Raw genomic sequence first — 17,130 nt, 5'->3', positions numbered from 1 at the left:
TGGAAACAAGCGTTTCCAGATCCTCTGGGAGAGGTCATGCCCACCACCGAACCGGTTCCGTTCGACGAGAAGGCGATCGTCGGAGCGGCGCTCCTGGCGGGCGGCGCCAACGTGATCATGCAGCTGGCCCGGCCCGGCGTCGGCTACGGCGTGATCGAGAGCCGCGTGGAGAGCGGGCAGTTGCACCGCCATCCGATCAAGCGCGCACGGACGACGTTCAGCTACCTCGCCGTCGCCCTCATGGGCGACCCGGGGGAGCGGGCCGCCTACCGCAAGGCCGTGAACAAGGCCCACGCGCAGGTGCGCTCGGGCCCCTCCAGCCCGGTGCCCTACAACGCGTTCGATCCCGCCCTGCAACTCTGGGTCGCCGCCTGCCTCTACCGGGGGCTCGAGGACACCTACGAGGCGTTCATCGGTCCGATGACCCCTGCGGTACGGGACCGGCTGTACGAGTCCGCGGCGCCCCTGGGCACTACTCTGCAGGTGCGGCCACGCGACTGGCCCGCCGACCGCGAGGCCTTCGAGGAGTACTGGCGCGAAGAACTGGCGAAGGTCTCGATCGACGAGCCGGTGCGCCGCTACCTGCTGGGGCTCGCCGACCTTCGGTTCCTGCCCCGGCCGATCGGCACGCTCCTTGGAGGGTTCAACCGATTCGTCACCGTCGGCTTCCTGCCGCCGGAATTCCGGGAGCACGTGGGCCTCGCGTGGAACGCCCGAGCCCAACGCCGGTTCGACCGGCTCACCGCCGCCATCCGGGTCCTGTCCCGCTTCCAGCCGGCCGTGGTTCGCCGCTTCCCCTTCGACCTGTTGTTGTGGGACGTGCGCCGGCGCATCCGCACCGGCCGCCCACTGGTGTGACGAGGCGGCCCGGTCAGCCGGCGGTCCGCGCGCGCAGGCCACCATCGCGGTCATCGAGTCGGTCCTCGCCGAGCGCGTCGGGCAGGCGGGCATCGACTCGTTGCGGCAGGCCCTGACCGCCGACTGGGGTGAGCCACCGCTCGTCGCCGCCCCTTGAGCGGGCGCGGGCCGGGCCGGGAGGCCGGGTTCACACCTGGTCGAGGGTGACCAGTCGTTCGATGCCGCGGGCGGCGAGGTAGGCGGCGTCGGTACTGCGGCTGCGGAGCACGACGGCGGGGCGGGTGCCCGCGGCGACGAGCTTCATGAAGGGCTCGAAGAATCCGCTGTAGTCGGCCGCCGGGATCATGTCGTCGGGCAGTACGAGCGCGGTCGTCCGGACCCGCGGCGCCGGAGGGTGGGCGTCGAAGTCGGCGATGACCTTGCGGATGGTCCTGCCGATCGGCTTGATCTTGCGGTCGTTGGTGAACAGGCCGAGGTCGTATTCCAGGTCGACGTACCCGCTGAGCTTCGGGTTCAGGTCGTGGGAGTCCCACCAGGTGATGCCGAACAGGTGATCGCAGTCGGCCATCGAGCGGATCGAGCGCTCGGTCCAGGACGGGATGTCGGCCGCGTTCATCCACACGGTCGACACGCCGGTCTCCTCGATCCAGACCTTGCGGTCGAGGTCGGTGTGGAACGCCTTGATCAGTTCGATGAAGAACTCGGAGTAGTGCGTGGACGCGGTGGACAGCGACCCGTACCGCTGGATCACCTGGGTCCAGCCGGCCCAGGTGTGGTTGGCGGTCATCGTCCCGGCGGTCGCGAGTCCGTGGCGGGTCCAGTAGGCGTTGTTCTGCCAGGGCCAGTGGTCGATGCCCGAGACGTGGATCCTGCCCGGCGCGACCTTCTCGCAGGTGTCGAACAGGGCGGTGTGCCAGGCGTCGCCCTGTGCCTGGGTCGCCGTCATGCCGAGCGGGATGGCGAACCAGTGAATCTCGTTGGACAGGTCGAAACCCATGAACCGGCGGTGCCGCCCGATTCGTTCGGCGATCCGGCCGAGCAACCACTGCTCTCGCTCGATCGCGACCGGATCGGTCAGGACGTTACGGACCTTTCCGTTGCCGTTGTCGATGAGGTACGGCGGAACGAAGAGCACTCCGCTCACCGCGCCGTTGAGAACGGTCACCTGGACGTCCAGGTGCCGATCGTCGGCGAGGTCGAGCAGCTCCTCCAGCCGGTCGAGCTGCTCACCGCGCACGTAGGTGGCGTTGGGCTGGAGCTCCGACCAGAGAAGCATGATCCGGATGTGGTCCATCCCCAGGGAGGCGATGTCGTCGAGGTCGGCCGCGATCGACGCCCGCTTCCAGTCCGACCAGGAGAACCACCAGTTCTCGCTCGGTACGTAGTTCACGCCGAACCGGACCGGACGGTGTCGGCCGCGGTCGGCGGGCGCCGGGGCGCCGGTGCGCGTCGCGGCCGCGGCGTTCGCCGTGGCCGGGTTCAGCAGCGTGGAGATCGCGGCGGCGCCCGCCGTCGCGCCGAGGAATCTCCTGCGGGCCATCGGCGACCGGTCTTCAGCGGATGCGGAGGGGAGTTCGGGCACGAGGGACTCCTTCGGACATCAGCGACTAAACCGGTTTAGCACAACAGGGAAGCCCCATCTCAGTCAAGCGTCGGTCAAACGTGACGGAATGCGCGCCGGCACCCTGGTCTGCTCGCCCTTTCCCGCGACGGATCCGATCCGCGCGGTACGCGGTCGCATCGGGGCGGAAGCGGTGAGCGGCGCCCGGTCCCGCTCGCCGGTCCCGTCGAACCGATGACCGCGCCCGCCGCCGGGTCCTCGTGCCCGGGACGCGCCGGTCCCGGGACGGCCGGCCCCCGGGTCGGCGGTGGGGGAGGTGTCGACCGGATGGCGGAATCGGATGTCCGAAATCTTCTCGTAACACCCATTGACATCGCCGAAACGGCGAGTACGGTGTGATCTCAACGATCACGTGAACGTTAATGTTCGCCTCCGAAGCCATCGATTCGGCTGCCCTCGCAGTCGACTCGGCCGCCGGATCCTCGGCCGACCCCCCGTTCCGACCACACCCCCTACGTGAACGTCCGCCCGAAGGGAACGTCCTGTTGACGACCACGCCCTATGCCGATCCACGGCTGCTCGACCCGAGACTGGCCAAGTTCAACCCGCTGCGCCGGATCCTCGTGCACGACGACTTCAACAGCGGCACCCACGGATGGGTCGAGCTGATCGGCAACCACGATGAGCACGGCGACCTCGACACCGTCGATGAGCACATGTCCGACTTCCGGCCGCCGCAGCTCAGTTCCTGCAGCTTCTTCGACGTGGGCACGCATGGGGCCATGTCGGGCACGTACGCGTTGAAGGTCGCGACCCGGCCCGTCACCGGGCACACCGGGGTCGCGATCCGCAGGCTCACCATGTCGGGTCGCGGCAAGGTGCAGTTCGAGACGTACCTGGCGTACAAGGCCGAGGCGGCCTCGGCCGAGAACGGTGCCGCGACCGCGCCCGGCGGCGGGCGGTGGGACGCGAACAACCATCCGTCGGAACAGCAGTTCGGCGCGTTCACCGTCGCGACCGACATCTGTGACGGTGTGCGCTACCACAACGTGGTGCGGTACCTGAACACCGATCTGGACCACCGGGTGCGGCACCAGTGGGTGTATCCCACCGTCCCCGAGCCGACCCCGCGCGAGCACTTCGAGGGCAAGATCAAGCTCGAGCGGACCGCGGACTTCACCGCCCCGAACCCCGACGACTGGAAGCCGTTCGGCGAGCAGGACATGTGCTTCAACGAGGTCCCGACCAAGGTCAACTGGCACTACCTGCGCTGGGTGATCGACACGAGCACCCGCAAGAACGTCGAGCTCCAGGTCAACGACGTCGTCCACGACATGTCCGATGTGCCGGTTCCGCCGTACGACGAGGAGTACGGGTCGCTGCAGAACCTGCTGAACTTCTACGTCTCCGTCCGTACGCACACCGATGTCCGGAACTTCCTGTATCTGGACTCGGTGCTGATCTCGGTGGACTGGTAAGGAACCAACGAAAATGCGACAGTCACTCACCGCGGTCATCGAGCGCAACACGACGCTGACCGGCGAGTTCACCACCGAGCCCTACGAGGCGGCCTGGGCCGGCGAGGCCCGCTGGTTCGTGCGCGTGCTCGACTCCACCGGGCGTTCCCCTCGTGTTCTCGTGCGTACGCAGATCTCTCCGGACGGCCTGCACTGGTGCGATCTGGACGGGGTCGACCAGATCGTCACGCCCGGCGACGGACCGCTGCACAGCTGGGCGGCGACCGGCTTCGGCGGTTGGCTCAGGCTGCGCGGCACCGTCGTCGGCGAGCAGGGTCCGGAGGACGGCTCGCGGGACGAGGCCGCGGCCGTCAAGGTCCTGATCTACCTGGCGTTGAAAGCATGACCGGGGCGGCGGCATGAGGAGAGCGGACAGGCCGGAGACCGGCGCGCGCGTCGGGCGCCGGGACTTCCTCGCCATGGCGGGGCTCGGATCCACGGCGGTGCTCCTCTCGGGCTGCGGCATCGGAGGCGGCGGTGGTGGCGTCCCGAAGGGGGCGTTGCGCGCCGCGTTCGGCCAGCCGGTCACCGACCTGGATCCCTACAACGCCGCGACCGCGGTCGATGAGGCGTCACTGATCGTCAAACGCCTGGTGTTCGACACCCTGGTCCGGCGCCAGGGCGACCGGCTGGTCCCCGGGCTGGCGAGCGGCTGGAAGCGTACGGACGACACCACGTGGGTGTTCACGCTGCGCGGCGGCGCTCGGTTCCACAACGGGACGCCGGTCACCGCCGCCGACGTCGTGGCCTGCCTGAAGCGCACGAAGTCGGTCGCGTCCGCGCAGACACCGCTGTGGGCGTCGGTCGCCGGCGCCGAGGCCCGGGACGACCGCACGGTGGTCTTCCACACCGACGGCCCGCTCGGCTCACTCCCGGTCAACCTCACCCTGCTCTTCGTCGTCCCGGCCGCCCGGGTCGCCGACCCGGAGCAGAAGCGCCGCCCGATCGGCTCCGGACCGTTCCGCGTCACCGGGTTCACGCCGTCGACGTCCGTCGAACTGGCGCGGTTCGACGGTTACTGGGGCGGCCGGGCCGATCTGCCCGGGATCTCGATGCCGTACATCGCCGAGACCTCATCGGCGATCACCGCCCTGCGCAACGGCGACGTCGACCTGCTCTGGCCGATCCCGCCGGACCAGTTGCCCGAGGTCACCGGGGTGGGCGGCGTGACCGTCGAGTCCGTTCCCTCGTGGACGTACTTCCTCAACTGGTTCAACTGCTCGCGCCCGCCGTTCAACGACCCCAACGTCCGCCGGGCGATGTGCCAGGCCGTCGACCTGCCGCAGATCGTGCGGTCGCTCTTCGGCCGTGGGGGACAGCAGATGCGCGCGCCGATCCCGTCGACGGTCGCCGGGTACGCCGCGCAGGAGCCCTGGAGGCACGATCCGGCCGCCGCGAGGCGCCTGCTCGCCGACGCCGGGCTCGGCAGGGGCTTCACCACCTCCATGATGTGGTTCGACGCCACGGGTCCGCTCGCCCGTGAGCTCGCCGAGTCGATGATCTCCTCGTGGGCGGAGATCGGGGTCACGGTCCGCCCGCAGAGCATCGAGAAGGCCCAGTGGCTGGAGCGCCTGAACAGTCTCGACTGGGACATGAACCTGCAGACGAACACGGTGACCACGGGCGACGCCGCGTTCACCGTCGGGCGGCTGTACACGTCCAAGGCCCACCGGATGGGCTACAAGAACCCGGCCCTCGACCAGATCCTCGCCCGTGCCGCGGCGGCCCCCTACGGGCCGGACCGCGACGCTCTCTACGGCGAGGCGTGCAAGATCATCTGGTCCGACGCCGTCGGGCTGTTCCCCGTGACCCTCGTCACCGGGTACGGGCGCTCGGGCCGGCTCACCGGCTTCACCCCGGCCCCGAACAACCAGCCCGACCTCGCGGCGGTGGGGCGCCGATGACACCGTGCCGGAGGATCCGATGAGCCCACGACGCCGTACGACGCTGCGCGACATCGCCGCGTCGCTCGACCTGTCCGTCAACACCGTCTCCCGGGCGCTCGCCGACAAGGACGCGGTCGGCGTGGAGACGCGGCGACGCGTCAAGGCCGAGGCCGAGCGACTCGGCTATGTGCCCAACACGATGGCCCGATCTCTGGTCCTGCAGAACGCGATGACCCTCGGGCTGGTCATCACGAACCCGTCCAACCCGTTCTACGCCCGACTGATCTCCGCGATCGAGGAACGCGGCCGCACCCGCGGCTACTCGCTCATGCTGATGGTCACCGAGGACTCGATCGACAACGAGCGCCGCGCCGCCGAGGAGCTGATGCGCTGGGGCGTCGACGGGGTGCTGGCCATCCCGGTCCAGCACGGTGCCGAGCACTGGGAGGGGCTCCGCAAGTCCGGCATCCCCCTCGTTCTGCTCAACCGTCATCTGCCCGGCCTCGACGTCGACCTCGTCGGCGTGGACTACTACGCGGGCGCCCGCGCGGCGACCGAGCACGTGCTGAGCACCGGCGCCACCGAGCTGTATCTCGCCGAGGAGAACCTCGACATCTCGCCGGTCTCGGAACGCATCCGGGGGTTCCACGACACGCTCGCGGCCCACGGTCTCAGCGCTCCCGACGACGCGGTCGTCCGCGTCGACTCACCCGGAGGGGGCGGCGTCTCGGTCCCGTTCGATCCCGGTCCCGCGTACGAGATCGGCGCCGCCCTCGCCCGGAGAGCCGGTCCCGGCGCCGTCGTACTGGCGGGCAACGACTATCACGCCCTGGGTCTGTACCGCGCGTTCACCGAGCACGGTCTGCGGGTCGGCGTCGACGTGGGCGTCGTCGGCCACGGCGACCATCCCTTCTCGGCGTACCTCGACCCGGCGCTGACCTCGGTCCGGCTGCCCGCCGCCGAGGTGGGGCGGGCCGGCGTCGACCGGCTGCTCGAACGCGTCGAGACCGCCGGGCGGGCAGAGGACGGCGAGGCCGCCCCGGCGAACACGCTGCTGCCTCCCGAGCTCGTCGTACGCGCGTCCGTCCCCCGGCCCGCCGGAGGTGAGCACTGATGGGAGTGTTCGTGGCCAAGCGTCTCGCCCAGGCCGTGGTGGTCGCCTGGGGCGCGCTGACGCTGGTCTTCATCATCGTCCGGGTCGTGCCCGGCGACCCCGCGAAGCTCATCCTCGGCCCCGACGCCTCGGCCGACCAGGTCAAGAACGTGCGGGCGGACTTCGGCCTCGACCATTCTCTGGGGCAGCAGTACCTGGAGCACCTCGGCGGAGTCCTGCGCGGCGACCTCGGCGACTCCTGGCGGCTCGGCGGGTCCGCGCTCGGCGACACGCTGGCACGCTTCCCCGCGACCCTCACCCTGTCCCTGGCCGCACTCGTACTGACCGTGCTGCTCGGCTTCCCGCTCGGCATGCTGTGCGCGCGCCGGCCCGGAAAGGTGCTCGACCTTCTGGTGTCCACCGGGTCGCTGGTCGGGCAGGCCGTCCCGTCGTTCTGGCTCGGCATCGTCCTGATCCTGCTGTTCGCCCGCGAACTCGGATGGCTGCCCGCCACCGCGGACGGGTCGTTCGCCGGGGTCCTGCTCCCGGCGTTCACCCTCGCGCTGCCGTTCATCGGCTGGCTCGCCCGCCTGGTCCGCAACGGCGCCCTGGAAGAGGGCGCCAAGGACTACGTGCGCACGGCCCGCGCCAAGGGCGTACCGGAGGGACTGGTCCAGTACGTGCACGTGGGCCGGAACATCGCGGTCCCGGTCGTCACCGTGCTCGGCCTCCTGATGGGCAACTTCATCGCCAACGCGGTCATCATCGAGGTCGTCTTCTCCTGGCCGGGCATCGGGTCGCTGATGGTCGACGCGATCACGAACCGCGACTACGCCGTCGTCGAGGCCGCGGTCCTCACGATGACGCTGTCCTACATCGTCCTGAACCTCCTGGTGGACGTCGTCTACTTCGCCCTCGACCCGCGCCTCACCCCGGAGACCACATGAGCGAGCGCAGCGAGCGAATCGATAGCACAGTGCCTCTGGTCACTCCTCCGACGAAGGAGGACGCATGACCAGTATGAGTATCCCGGCCGGTGGAGTGGCCGTGGAATCGCGCACCGCCCGGCGCCGCGTGCCGGTACGGGTCTGGGTCGGCATCACGGTGCTGGCGGTGTTCGTCCTCGCCGCGCTCGTGGGTCCGCTGCTGCGGCCGTACGACCCGGTCGCGACGGATCTGCCGAACCGGCTCCTCGCCCCCGGCTCGCACACCCACGGGGGCGGGATCGCCTGGCTGGGCACCGACCAGGTGGGACGCGACCTGCTCGCCAACCTGCTCGCCGGGGCCCGCATCACGCTCCTCGTCGCCGGTGCCACGGTCATCGTGGGGGGAGCCGCCGGTCTCGTCGTCGGGCTGCTCTCGGGGTACTTCGGCGGACCGTTGGACACGATCCTGTCGCGCATCGGCGACGTGCAGCTCGCCTTCCCCTCGATCCTCCTGGCGATCCTGCTCGCCGGCGTCCTCGGCCCGAGCATCACGAACATCGTCATCACGCTCGCGATCACCCGCTGGGTCATCTTCGCCCGCGTCGTTCGCGCGTCGGCCATGTCGACGCGGCGGCTCGAGTACGTCGACTCCGCGCGGGTCCTGGGCTGCGGGCACCTCCGCATCCTCCTCCGGCACGTGCTGCCGTTCTGCTGGCAGCCGCTGCTCGTCGCGGCGACGGTCCAGGTCGGCCTCGTGATGGTCGCCGAGGCGTCGCTGAGCTTCCTCGGCCTCGGGGTGCCGGTCGACACGGCCTCCTGGGGCGCGACGGTCTCCCTTGGACGCGACTACCTGGGGTCGGCGTGGTGGATCTCCACGGTGCCGGCCGCCGCCCTCGCCCTCGTCGTCACCGCGGTCGGCGTGGTCGGCGACGGCTTCCGTGATCTGTCCGACCCCCGGTCCCAGATCTGAACGAGAGGAGCGACCCGATGCCTTCCACCATCGACGAGGTCGCCGGGGCCACCGACGCGCCCCCGATCGCGCGGCTGCGCGACATCCACATCGGCTTCGGCGCCCACGGGAGGGAACGCCCGGTCATCCGGGGCGTCGAACTCGACCTCGTACCGGGACGGGTCACCGCTCTGGTCGGGGAGTCCGGCAGCGGCAAGTCCATGACGACCCTCGCCCTCATGGGGCTGCTGCCCAAGGGGGCGCGCGTCAGCGCCGGGTCGGTCGAGATCGACGGGCAGGACACGGCCGGGTTCACCGACGCGCAGTGGAGGCGGCTCCGGGGCCCGAAGATCGCGATGGTCTTCCAGGACCCGATGGCCGCCCTGAACCCGTCCTTCACGGTCGGGTGGCAGGTGGCCGAGACGTTCCGGCGCCACCGGGGCGTCTCCCGCCGGGCCGCCCGGGACCAGGCGGTCGCGCTCATGCGGACCGTCGGGATCCCCGACGCCGAACACAAGTACGACGCCTACCCGCACGAGTTCTCCGGCGGGATGCGCCAGCGCGCGGTGATCGCCATGGCGCTGGCCCTGGAGCCCGAGATCCTGCTGGCGGACGAGCCCACGACGGCCCTCGACGTCACGGTGCAGGCGCAGATCCTGCGGCTGCTCACGGCCCGGCAGGCCGAGGCGCGGATGGCGATGCTGCTCGTCTCGCACGACCTCGGGGTGGTCGCCAGCGTCGCACAGCACGTGGCGGTGATGTACGCCGGCCGGATCGTCGAGGCCGGGCCCCTCGACGAGGTCTACACCCGTCCGGCGCACCCGTACACGCGCGGGCTGCTCGACGCCATGCCGGATCCCGGCCGGCCCGGCCGGCTGGTGCCCATCGGCGGGCAGCCTCCCGTCCCCGGCAGCGTACGGACCGGCTGCGCCTTCGCACCACGTTGTCGCTTCGCCACCGACGTGTGCCGGACCGACGCCCCCGAGCCGGTGCCCGTCGCCGGGGCCGGCACGGCGACCTCCACCGGCCACACCGCCGAATGTCACCACACCGCCCGAGTACTGGGGGCGAGCTCTTGAACACCGCACAGGCGAGCCTGCCCGAGGCCGAGACCGCCCTCCTGCGAATCCGCGGGCTGCGCGCCGGATATGCCACGAGAGGCCGCTCCGGGTTCGGCCGGCGTCGCGTCGACGCGGTCGCCGGCGTCGACCTGACGGTCCGGGCGGGTCAGACCGTCTGCGTCGTGGGGGAGTCCGGATGCGGCAAGTCGACTCTGGCCCGATCGATCGTGGGGCTGCTGGATCCGTTCGGCGGGACGATCTCCTTCGAGGACGTGGACCTGTCCGCGGCCGGGCGACGTGAGCGGCACCGGATCGCCCGTGACCTGCAGATGGTCTTCCAGGACCCGTACACCTCCCTGAATCCGCGGATGCGTGTCGCCGACGTCATCGCCGAGGGCTGGCGCGTGCACCGGGGTGTGCTGGCCACCAGCGAGCACGCCGCCGAGATCGACCGCCTGCTCGCACTCGTCGAACTGGACTCCTCCTATGCCGGACGCCGGTTGCACGAGTTGTCGGGAGGTCAGTGTCAGCGGGTGAGCATCGCGCGGGCACTGGCCCTGCGACCGAAGCTGATCGTGTGCGACGAGGCCGTCTCCGCCCTCGACGTGTCGGTGCGCGCGCAGATCCTCAACCTGCTCATGGAGCTCCAGGAGGAGCTGGGGATCGCCTACCTGTTCATCTCCCACGACCTCGACGTCGTCCGTCACATCGCGGACGAGGTGGCGGTGATGTACCTCGGCACCGTCGTCGAGCACGGCACGGCCGCGCAGATCTTCGAGAACCCGCGGCACCCCTACACCCGGGCGTTGCTGTCGGCGGCCCCGTCGATCCACGACCGTCCGGGTGGCACGGGTGAGCCGGCCCTGATCGGCGAGGTCCCGTCGCCGACGGCGCCGCCGTCGGGGTGCCGGTTCCGGACCCGGTGCCCGATCGCGGCCGACGTCTGCGCCACCGACGTGCCCGAGTTGCGGGTCCACGGCGACGGCGACCACGCGGCGGCGTGTCACTTCGCCGGCGAGCCGCCTCGTGACGCCGTGCCGTAGGCCCTGTCTCAGTCCATGGCCGCTGGGCCGGGCTCTCCGGCGTCGACAGGGTCTTCGGGCGCGGTGGCCAGCCGGAAGGTCTTGATGGCCAGGTGCAGCAGGAGACGGTCCGCCCCGGAGTCCAGGTCGAGGCCGGTCAGCGCCTTGATCCTGGACAGCCGGTAGTACAGGGTCTGCCGATGTACGGAGAGGGCCTCGGCGGTGCGCTGGGCATGACCGGCGTGGTCCAGGTAGATCTCGGCGGTGCGCAGCAGGTCGGCGCGCGCGGGCTCCAGGAGGGGGAGCAGGGCCGGGTCGGCGGGCGGTGCCGTCGGTGTCGCCATCGGGGGCGCGGCGATCAGCCGGTAGGCGCCCAGTCCGTCCCAGCAGGCCACGGGTCCCAGCCGGGGTTCGGCGCGCGCCGCCCGTACCGCAAGCCGGGCCTCCCGCCATGAGTGCCGCGCGTCGGGCAGGTCCGTCCTGGCGCCGCCCACGCCCGCGAGCGTCCTATCGGAGCCGGCGATCGAATCGAGGAGTCCGGCGGCGATCGTACGGGCGGGGGCGGTCTGGGCGGGGTCCGGCAGCGGCACGAGGAGCGCCAGGCCACTCGGGCTCCGCCGGCTCAGCACGCCGCCGGGGAACCGGATCGGAGTGGCTCGCGGGGCGGGGCTCACCCAGACCACGGTGACGGACGCGGACGCCGACACCGGATGCCGCAGCGCGCCGAGGGTCCGGGCGGCCTCGGCGCGGTCCGCGGCCGAGCCCGACAGCAGCCGCGCGAACGCCCGCGGCGCGGCCTCCGCCTGCCAGAGGTCGGCGGCCAGCAGCCGTCCGGCCCGGGTCGCCAGGGTCATCACCCGGGTCATGCGGGGATCGGCGGGGTCGACGGCGCCGTCGTCCAGCAGCCACAGGTAGCCGTAGACGGCGCCCTCGTGCCGGGCGGGCAGGCACAGCCGCGCGCGGATCCCGGCCGCGGGGTCGGCGGGGGTGCGGGTCGGGCCGGTCGCGCGGGCGATCCCGAAACCCTCGAACCAGGCGCGGACCGCCGGGGAGGAGCGGCGGCGCAGGATCGAGCGGGTGCGCACCGGGTCGAGGTCGTCGTCGTGGGAGCTGAAGGCGATGAGGGTGAACTCGCGGTCCTCCAGCGTCACCGGTGCCTGAAGGAGCGCCGACACCTCGTCGACCAGGCTCTGGTAGTCGCTCATTTCATACAAATGTACAAGGCGTGGTGGTCAGGGTCGTGACCGCTGTCGATGGTGGCCGAACCGCCCGGCTCGTACCTTCGAGAGCATCGATGATCCCCGCTTTGACCTGGGAGGTTGCCAGTGCTGGGCCCTGTCTTGCTCGCCGCCTCGCGCAGTGACCGGATCCATCGGATCGTCAGCCGGGCCCCCGTGACCCGGCCCGTCGTCGACCGTTTCATCGCCGGGAACGGGCTGCCCGAGGCACTGGAGGTCGTCGACGCGCTGACCGCCGACGGCATCGAGGTCACCCTCGACCACCTGGGCGAGGACATCACCGACGCCGCCCAGGCCCGTCGCAACCGCGACGCCTACCTCGCGCTGCTGGACGCGCTCGGCGGCAGGGGGCTGGGCGGGCGCGCCGAGGTCTCGGTGAAGCTGTCGGCGTTCGGCCAGGGCCTGCCCGGCGGCCATGACCTGGCCCTGGCGGGCGCGCGCAGGGTCTGCGAGGCCGCCGCGGCGATCGGTACCACCGTCACGCTCGACATGGAGGACCACACCACCGTCGACTCCACCTTGGCGATCCTCGCCGAGCTGCGCCGCGACTTCCCGCGGACGGGTGCCGTCCTGCAGGCGTACCTGTCGCGTACCGAGGACGACGCACGGGCACTGGCCGTCGAAGGGTCACGGGTGCGCCTGGTCAAGGGCGCCTACAAGGAGCCGGCCTCCGTCGCCTACCAGAGCAAGCGGGACGTGGACCTGGCCTACGCGCGCTGCCTGCGGATCCTGATGGCCGGAGACGGCTACCCTATGATCGGCTCGCACGACCCGCGGATGATCGAGCTGGCCCTCCGGCTCGCCGAGAGGGACGGCCGCTCGCCCGACACGTACGAGTTCCAGATGCTCTACGGCATCCGCGACGCCGAGCAGCGCCGGCTGGCCGCGGAGGGGCGGCGGATCCGCGCCTACGTGCCCTACGGCGCCGACTGGTACGGCTACTTCATGCGCCGCCTGGCCGAGCGGCCGGCGAACCTCGCCTTCTTCCTGCGCTCGTTCACCACCCGCCACTGACCCCCCAGGAGGTTCCCATGGACGCCATCACCCGCGTGCCCGCGCCGGTCAACGAGCCGGTGCACGACTACCGGCCCGGCAGCCCCGAGCGCGCCCGGCTGGAATCCGAGCTGGCCGCGCTGTCGGGCGGCGACGCCGAGCTGACCTGCACGATCGACGGCAAGGAGCGGATGGGCGGCGGCGAGCGGATCCCCGTCGTCCAGCCGCACAGCCACCGTGAGGTGCTGGGCACCACCGCCAACGCCGACCACGCCGACGCGCGGGCCGCCCTTGACGCCGCCCGCCGGGCCGCCCCCGGCTGGCGGGCCCTCGACTTCGACGACCGGGCGGCGATCCTGCTGCGCGCCGCCGACCTGCTGTCGGGGCCCTGGCGGGAGCGGATCGCCGCCGCCACGATGCTGGGCCAGTCCAAGACCGCCCAGCAGGCCGAGATCGACGCGCCCTGCGAGCTGGCCGACTTCTGGCGGTTCAACGTGCACTTCGCCCGCCAGATCCTGGCCGAACAGCCCGTCTCGTCGCCCGGCGTGTGGAACCGCGCCGACCATCGCCCCCTGGAGGGCTTCGTCTACGCGGTCACCCCGTTCAACTTCACGGCGATCGCCGCGAACCTGCCGACGGCGCCCGCGCTCATGGGCAACACGGTGATCTGGAAGCCCTCACCCACCCAGCAGTTCGCCGCGCACTTCACCCTGCGGCTGCTGGAGGAGGCCGGACTGCCGCCCGGCGTGATCAACATGGTCACCGGGGACGGCCGTGCCGTCTCCGACGTCGTGCTGACCGACCCCGACCTGGCGGGCGTGCACTTCACCGGCTCGACCGCGACCTTCCAGCACCTGTGGCGCACCGTCGGGGAACACCTCACCGGCTACCGCACCTACCCGCGCCTGGTCGGCGAGACCGGCGGCAAGGACTTCATCGTCGCGCATTCCTCCGCGGACCCGGCGGCGCTGGTCACGGCCCTGATCCGCGGCGCGTTCGAGTACCAGGGGCAGAAGTGCTCGGCCGCCTCCCGCGCCTACGTGCCGCGCTCCCTGTGGGGGCGGATCAGGGACGAACTGGTCGCCGAGACCGAGGCACTGACCATGGGGGACGTACGCGACCTTCGCAACTTCGGCGGCGCGGTGATCGACGCCCGGTCCTACGGCCGGCTCGAGGACGTCCTGGAGCGCGCCGCCAAGGACCCGTCCATCGACGTCCTGGCGGGCGGGACCTGCGACGACCAGGTGGGCTACTTCGTCCGCCCGACCGTCCTGGTCTGCGACGACCCGGGCCACGAGGTGTTCCGCACGGAGTTCTTCGGCCCCATCCTCGCCGTCCACGTCTACGACGACGCCGACTACGAGCCGATGCTCGCCCAGCTGGAGTCGGTCAGCCCGTACGCGCTGACCGGGGCGGTCTTCGCCCGGGACCGGGTCGCCATCGCCCGCGCCACCGAAGTGCTGCGGTTCGCCGCCGGCAACTTCTACATCAACGACAAGCCCACCGGCGCGGTCGTCGGCCAGCAGCCCTTCGGCGGCGGACGCGCCTCGGGCACGAACGACAAGGCCGGTTCCGCCCAGAATCTGCTGCGCTGGACGTCCACCCGGACCATCAAGGAGACCTTCGTCCCGCCGGCCGGCCACCGCTACCCGCACATGGGCTGACCCGCCCCATGAGCCACCGGCTCCGCACAACGGCGTGCGGGGCCGGTGTCGGCCGCCCTGGACTCCGAAGCCACCGGCGAACGTTCCCGGGCCGCCGGGCTCCGACCGGCGAAGGCCGACACACCCGTGGGCGTCACAGCATGACCGCTCCCACGACGGCCGCCGACGCGATGACGAGAAGGGCCACGACGTTGGCCGTGATGTCCGTTCTCAGGGAGCGGCGTTCGGCCACGCGGTCCAGGGTGAAGACGGCCGGGTCGGCCGGCGTGTAGTGGACCGTGACCTCCCGGCCGTGTGCGTCGGCCGGGTCCGGAATCCCCGAAGCGCAGTAGGCGGTGACGACCGCGCCCTCGCGGGTGGTGAACGCCACGACCGGCGTGATGGTGGTGGAGGTGCTGCCTTCCGCATCGGTGCTGACATCCTTGAGCACCGCGATGACCCGGCCCTGGACGGCGACCATGGAGGCCAGCGTCTCGCGACGGCGGTGCGTGTCGCGCACGTTCCCGGGCAGGTGGCAGGCGATGACGACGGCCCACGGCCCGCAGAAGCCGATCAGCGCCCAGGGCCAGCCCCGGTCGATCGCGGCGACGACCACCACCCCGATGTAGATCAGGAAGACCGCGAAGTTCGGCCAGCCCAGTCCGCGGCCGCCTTCCTGGGGGTGGCTGGTGAACCGGAAGGCGTGCGGTCTCCCGCGCGGGTAGTGGATTCCGATCTCCCGGCCCGTCCACGCGGCGGTGATCATCTCGCCCCGCTCACCGTCGTTCGTCACGATGACCTCCTGCCCGGTGGACGGGGCACGGTAGGAGACGACCACCGATATCCCGCCCTTCCGGGAGCCGCCGTGCCGGGGCTCCCGCACCCGCTCGATCCGCCCCCTGACCCGGACCGTCCGCTGGTCCCGGGTCATCCCTGCCAGCGACCGCCCGTAGCCGAGCAGCGCCGCCGTCCCCAACACCGCGCACCACAGCGCCAGATATCCGTGCCAGCCCATATGTCTTCCTCCTGCCACTTCGGGAACGGTCTGCCGGACACACCGGTGCCGGTCCTCCCGGCCTTGACGCCGGCCGACGGGCGGTCTCCCGCGGGTACCGACCGGGCCCCTGGTGTCAGCGCGCCGGGCTGCGTCGCACCACCTCGCCCTGTCCGTCCGCTTCCATTGAGGCCGTACCTTCGGGGCCGGTAACGGTGACCCTGATCGTGAGGGAACCGGTGACGCGGTCGGCGGTGAGCTGCCAGGTCTGTGGGGAGTCGATGCCGAGGGTGGTCCTGGCCTCCTCGACCAGGGCGGGGACGCGGTCGTAGGGCAGGGAACGCGGGTCGAAGTGCGGGGCCCCTGTGCCGGGGGGAACGAAGACGACCGACAGCAAACGTTCCTGTACGACGAGGGTGAGTGCCTGGTGCGTGTCCTCGCCCTTGGCGAGCGAGTCGACGGCCCGGCGCAGTTCCCCCTTGTCGAGCATCGACCGGCCCTGGCCGAGGGCGACCGTGCCGGACGCGGACGTCACGATGGTGGTGGACGACGTGGAGGAGACAGACGGCTTGGAAGAGCGCGGCTGCACGGCGCCGCCCTGGTCGGCCAGGTCGGCACGGAAGAGCAGGATCACGGCGGCAGCACCGAGCAGCAGGCCCAGGAGCGTGACGAAACCGCCGGCACGGCCCTGCGGGGGATCGCTCACCAGAGCCGGCCCGGGCGCCGAGTCGATGCGGGCCCCGGCCACCCGTTCCTCCCACTCGGGTGTCGGCCGCTTCACGATCCTCACCCGCCACGGCCGGTCCGGCGCGTACTGGACCACCAGGACGCTGCGCGGCCGGTAGTCGGGGAGGTCGACGAGGTTGATGTCTTGCGTGATCTCGACGCGGTACGCCGACGCGTCGTCCGGTGCGACGGTGAGATCGAACCGCACCGGTACGTCACTGCCCTCACCCCCGACGGCCTCCAGACTCTCGATCATCGCCAGAGCCGTGCGGGGTACGACGGCCGCCTCCCGGGCACGCTGCGGCACACCGGCGAGGAAGACGAGCAGGCCGTAAACCGCGGGCAGGCCCAGGCCCGTGACGATCAGCGGCACCCTCTCGATGACAATGCCGACGACGAGAGCGGCCAGCGACGTCCCGATCACGCTGCCCGTCAGGAATCCTCGGGCGAGGTCGACGGGAGCCTGGTGCGTGGGCGGCGTGCCCGTCGTGATCGTCACACGGGCAATTGTGCTGGTCCCCGGTGACGGCCGACAGACCTTCAGGTGATCTTCCGCGAGCCGGCATTCACACTGCGGACGCCGGCGCGGCCGCCCACCGGCAGCAGCCCGCCGAAGGCGAGGGCATAGGCGGTGAGTACCCAGTTGAGGTTCGCCTGGGCCAT

Annotated in this window: 16 protein-coding genes; 11 read left to right on the top strand and 5 right to left on the bottom strand. The window is 71.3% G+C overall.

All coding sequences use genetic code 11. The features are described from left to right. The first annotated feature begins 36 nt into the window (after positions 1 to 36). Entirely contained in the window at positions 37 to 858 is an 822-nt protein-coding gene (locus AB0K82_RS18810) for an oxygenase MpaB family protein (protein ID WP_364398426.1), read from the top strand. 187 nt (positions 859 to 1,045) lie between these two features. Here AB0K82_RS18810 and AB0K82_RS18805 read toward each other — a convergent pair whose 3' ends face one another. After that, entirely contained in the window at positions 1,046 to 2,440 is a 1,395-nt protein-coding gene (locus AB0K82_RS18805; protein ID WP_364398424.1) for a hypothetical protein, read from the bottom strand. A 524-nt stretch (positions 2,441 to 2,964) separates the two neighbouring features. Between AB0K82_RS18805 and AB0K82_RS18800 the strand changes: the two genes are divergently transcribed. The 8 genes from AB0K82_RS18800 (at position 2,965) to AB0K82_RS18765 (ending at position 10,894) form a co-directional block, all read left to right on the top strand. Further along, positions 2,965 to 3,897, top strand: coding sequence for a DUF6772 family protein (locus AB0K82_RS18800; RefSeq protein ID WP_364398422.1), 933 nt, complete (start codon positions 2,965 to 2,967; stop codon positions 3,895 to 3,897). A gap of 13 nt (positions 3,898 to 3,910) precedes the next feature. Continuing rightward, on the top strand, positions 3,911 to 4,282 hold the full coding sequence (locus AB0K82_RS18795) for a hypothetical protein (RefSeq protein WP_364398420.1): 372 nt from the start codon (positions 3,911 to 3,913) through the stop codon (positions 4,280 to 4,282). A gap of 13 nt (positions 4,283 to 4,295) precedes the next feature. Further along, on the top strand, positions 4,296 to 5,840 hold the full coding sequence (locus AB0K82_RS18790) for an ABC transporter substrate-binding protein (protein WP_364398418.1): 1,545 nt from the start codon (positions 4,296 to 4,298) through the stop codon (positions 5,838 to 5,840). A gap of 19 nt (positions 5,841 to 5,859) precedes the next feature. Next, positions 5,860 to 6,936, top strand: coding sequence for a LacI family DNA-binding transcriptional regulator (locus AB0K82_RS18785; RefSeq protein ID WP_364398416.1), 1,077 nt, complete (start codon positions 5,860 to 5,862; stop codon positions 6,934 to 6,936). Next, positions 6,936 to 7,862, top strand: coding sequence for an ABC transporter permease (locus AB0K82_RS18780; RefSeq protein ID WP_364398414.1), 927 nt, complete (start codon positions 6,936 to 6,938; stop codon positions 7,860 to 7,862). The genes AB0K82_RS18785 and AB0K82_RS18780 overlap by 1 nt, the downstream gene beginning before the upstream one ends. 64 nt (positions 7,863 to 7,926) lie before the next feature. Beyond that, a complete protein-coding gene (locus tag AB0K82_RS18775) occupies positions 7,927 to 8,811 on the top strand; it encodes an ABC transporter permease (RefSeq protein WP_364398413.1) in 885 nt (294 codons plus the stop codon). 17 nt (positions 8,812 to 8,828) lie between these two features. Continuing rightward, positions 8,829 to 9,869 (top strand): ABC transporter ATP-binding protein, encoded by a 1,041-nt coding sequence (locus tag AB0K82_RS18770; protein WP_364398411.1) that lies wholly within the window; start codon positions 8,829 to 8,831, stop codon positions 9,867 to 9,869. Then, a complete protein-coding gene (locus tag AB0K82_RS18765) occupies positions 9,866 to 10,894 on the top strand; it encodes an ABC transporter ATP-binding protein (RefSeq protein WP_364398409.1) in 1,029 nt (342 codons plus the stop codon). The genes AB0K82_RS18770 and AB0K82_RS18765 overlap by 4 nt, the downstream gene beginning before the upstream one ends. Before the next feature lie 8 nt (positions 10,895 to 10,902). Here AB0K82_RS18765 and AB0K82_RS18760 read toward each other — a convergent pair whose 3' ends face one another. Continuing rightward, complete coding sequence (locus tag AB0K82_RS18760) at positions 10,903 to 12,078, bottom strand: helix-turn-helix domain-containing protein (protein WP_364398408.1); 1,176 nt, start codon at positions 12,076 to 12,078, stop codon at positions 10,903 to 10,905. 120 nt (positions 12,079 to 12,198) lie between these two features. On the opposite strand from AB0K82_RS18760, the gene AB0K82_RS18755 reads away from it, so the two are divergent. Beyond that, a complete protein-coding gene (locus AB0K82_RS18755; protein WP_364398406.1) occupies positions 12,199 to 13,125 on the top strand; it encodes a proline dehydrogenase family protein in 927 nt (308 codons plus the stop codon). A 17-nt stretch (positions 13,126 to 13,142) separates the two neighbouring features. Next, positions 13,143 to 14,768: an L-glutamate gamma-semialdehyde dehydrogenase gene (pruA, locus tag AB0K82_RS18750; protein WP_364398405.1), complete on the top strand. Its 1,626-nt coding sequence runs from the start codon at positions 13,143 to 13,145 to the stop codon at positions 14,766 to 14,768. A 133-nt stretch (positions 14,769 to 14,901) separates the two neighbouring features. Here pruA and AB0K82_RS18745 read toward each other — a convergent pair whose 3' ends face one another. The 3 genes from AB0K82_RS18745 to AB0K82_RS18735 form a co-directional block, all read right to left on the bottom strand. Beyond that, positions 14,902 to 15,762, bottom strand: coding sequence for a DUF3592 domain-containing protein (locus AB0K82_RS18745; protein WP_364398403.1), 861 nt, complete (start codon positions 15,760 to 15,762; stop codon positions 14,902 to 14,904). A 115-nt stretch (positions 15,763 to 15,877) separates the two neighbouring features. Further along, positions 15,878 to 16,966, bottom strand: a complete 1,089-nt coding sequence (locus AB0K82_RS18740) for a hypothetical protein (RefSeq protein WP_364398401.1) — start codon at positions 16,964 to 16,966, stop codon at positions 15,878 to 15,880. A gap of 41 nt (positions 16,967 to 17,007) precedes the next feature. Further along, positions 17,008 to 17,130, bottom strand: a complete 123-nt coding sequence (locus AB0K82_RS18735) for a hypothetical protein (protein WP_364398399.1) — start codon at positions 17,128 to 17,130, stop codon at positions 17,008 to 17,010.

Origin of the sequence: Actinoallomurus sp. NPDC052274, from assembly GCF_040679475.1 — a bacterium.
GTDB classification, from domain to species: Bacteria; Actinomycetota; Actinomycetes; order Streptosporangiales; family Streptosporangiaceae; genus Actinoallomurus; species Actinoallomurus liliacearum.
Note: the sequence above shows the minus strand (reverse complement) of the source record. Positions and strands in the feature narration are given on the sequence as shown.

Excerpts from the sequence above, each read along its gene's own strand:
- AB0K82_RS18795 (WP_364398420.1), top strand. The coding sequence starts at position 3,911 with ATGCGACAGTCACTCACCGCGGTCATCGAGCGCAACACGACGCTGACC.
- AB0K82_RS18775 (WP_364398413.1), top strand. The coding sequence starts at position 7,927 with ATGACCAGTATGAGTATCCCGGCCGGTGGAGTGGCCGTGGAATCGCGC.
- AB0K82_RS18760 (WP_364398408.1), bottom strand. The coding sequence starts at position 12,078 with ATGAGCGACTACCAGAGCCTGGTCGACGAGGTGTCGGCGCTCCTTCAG.
- AB0K82_RS18745 (WP_364398403.1), bottom strand. The coding sequence starts at position 15,762 with ATGGGCTGGCACGGATATCTGGCGCTGTGGTGCGCGGTGTTGGGGACG.
- AB0K82_RS18780 (WP_364398414.1), top strand. The coding sequence starts at position 6,936 with ATGGGAGTGTTCGTGGCCAAGCGTCTCGCCCAGGCCGTGGTGGTCGCC.
- AB0K82_RS18785 (WP_364398416.1), top strand. The coding sequence starts at position 5,860 with ATGAGCCCACGACGCCGTACGACGCTGCGCGACATCGCCGCGTCGCTC.
- pruA (WP_364398405.1), top strand. The coding sequence starts at position 13,143 with ATGGACGCCATCACCCGCGTGCCCGCGCCGGTCAACGAGCCGGTGCAC.
- AB0K82_RS18735 (WP_364398399.1), bottom strand. The coding sequence starts at position 17,130 with ATGGCCCAGGCGAACCTCAACTGGGTACTCACCGCCTATGCCCTCGCC.
- AB0K82_RS18810 (WP_364398426.1), top strand. The coding sequence starts at position 37 with ATGCCCACCACCGAACCGGTTCCGTTCGACGAGAAGGCGATCGTCGGA.
- AB0K82_RS18770 (WP_364398411.1), top strand. The coding sequence starts at position 8,829 with ATGCCTTCCACCATCGACGAGGTCGCCGGGGCCACCGACGCGCCCCCG.
- AB0K82_RS18790 (WP_364398418.1), top strand. The coding sequence starts at position 4,296 with ATGAGGAGAGCGGACAGGCCGGAGACCGGCGCGCGCGTCGGGCGCCGG.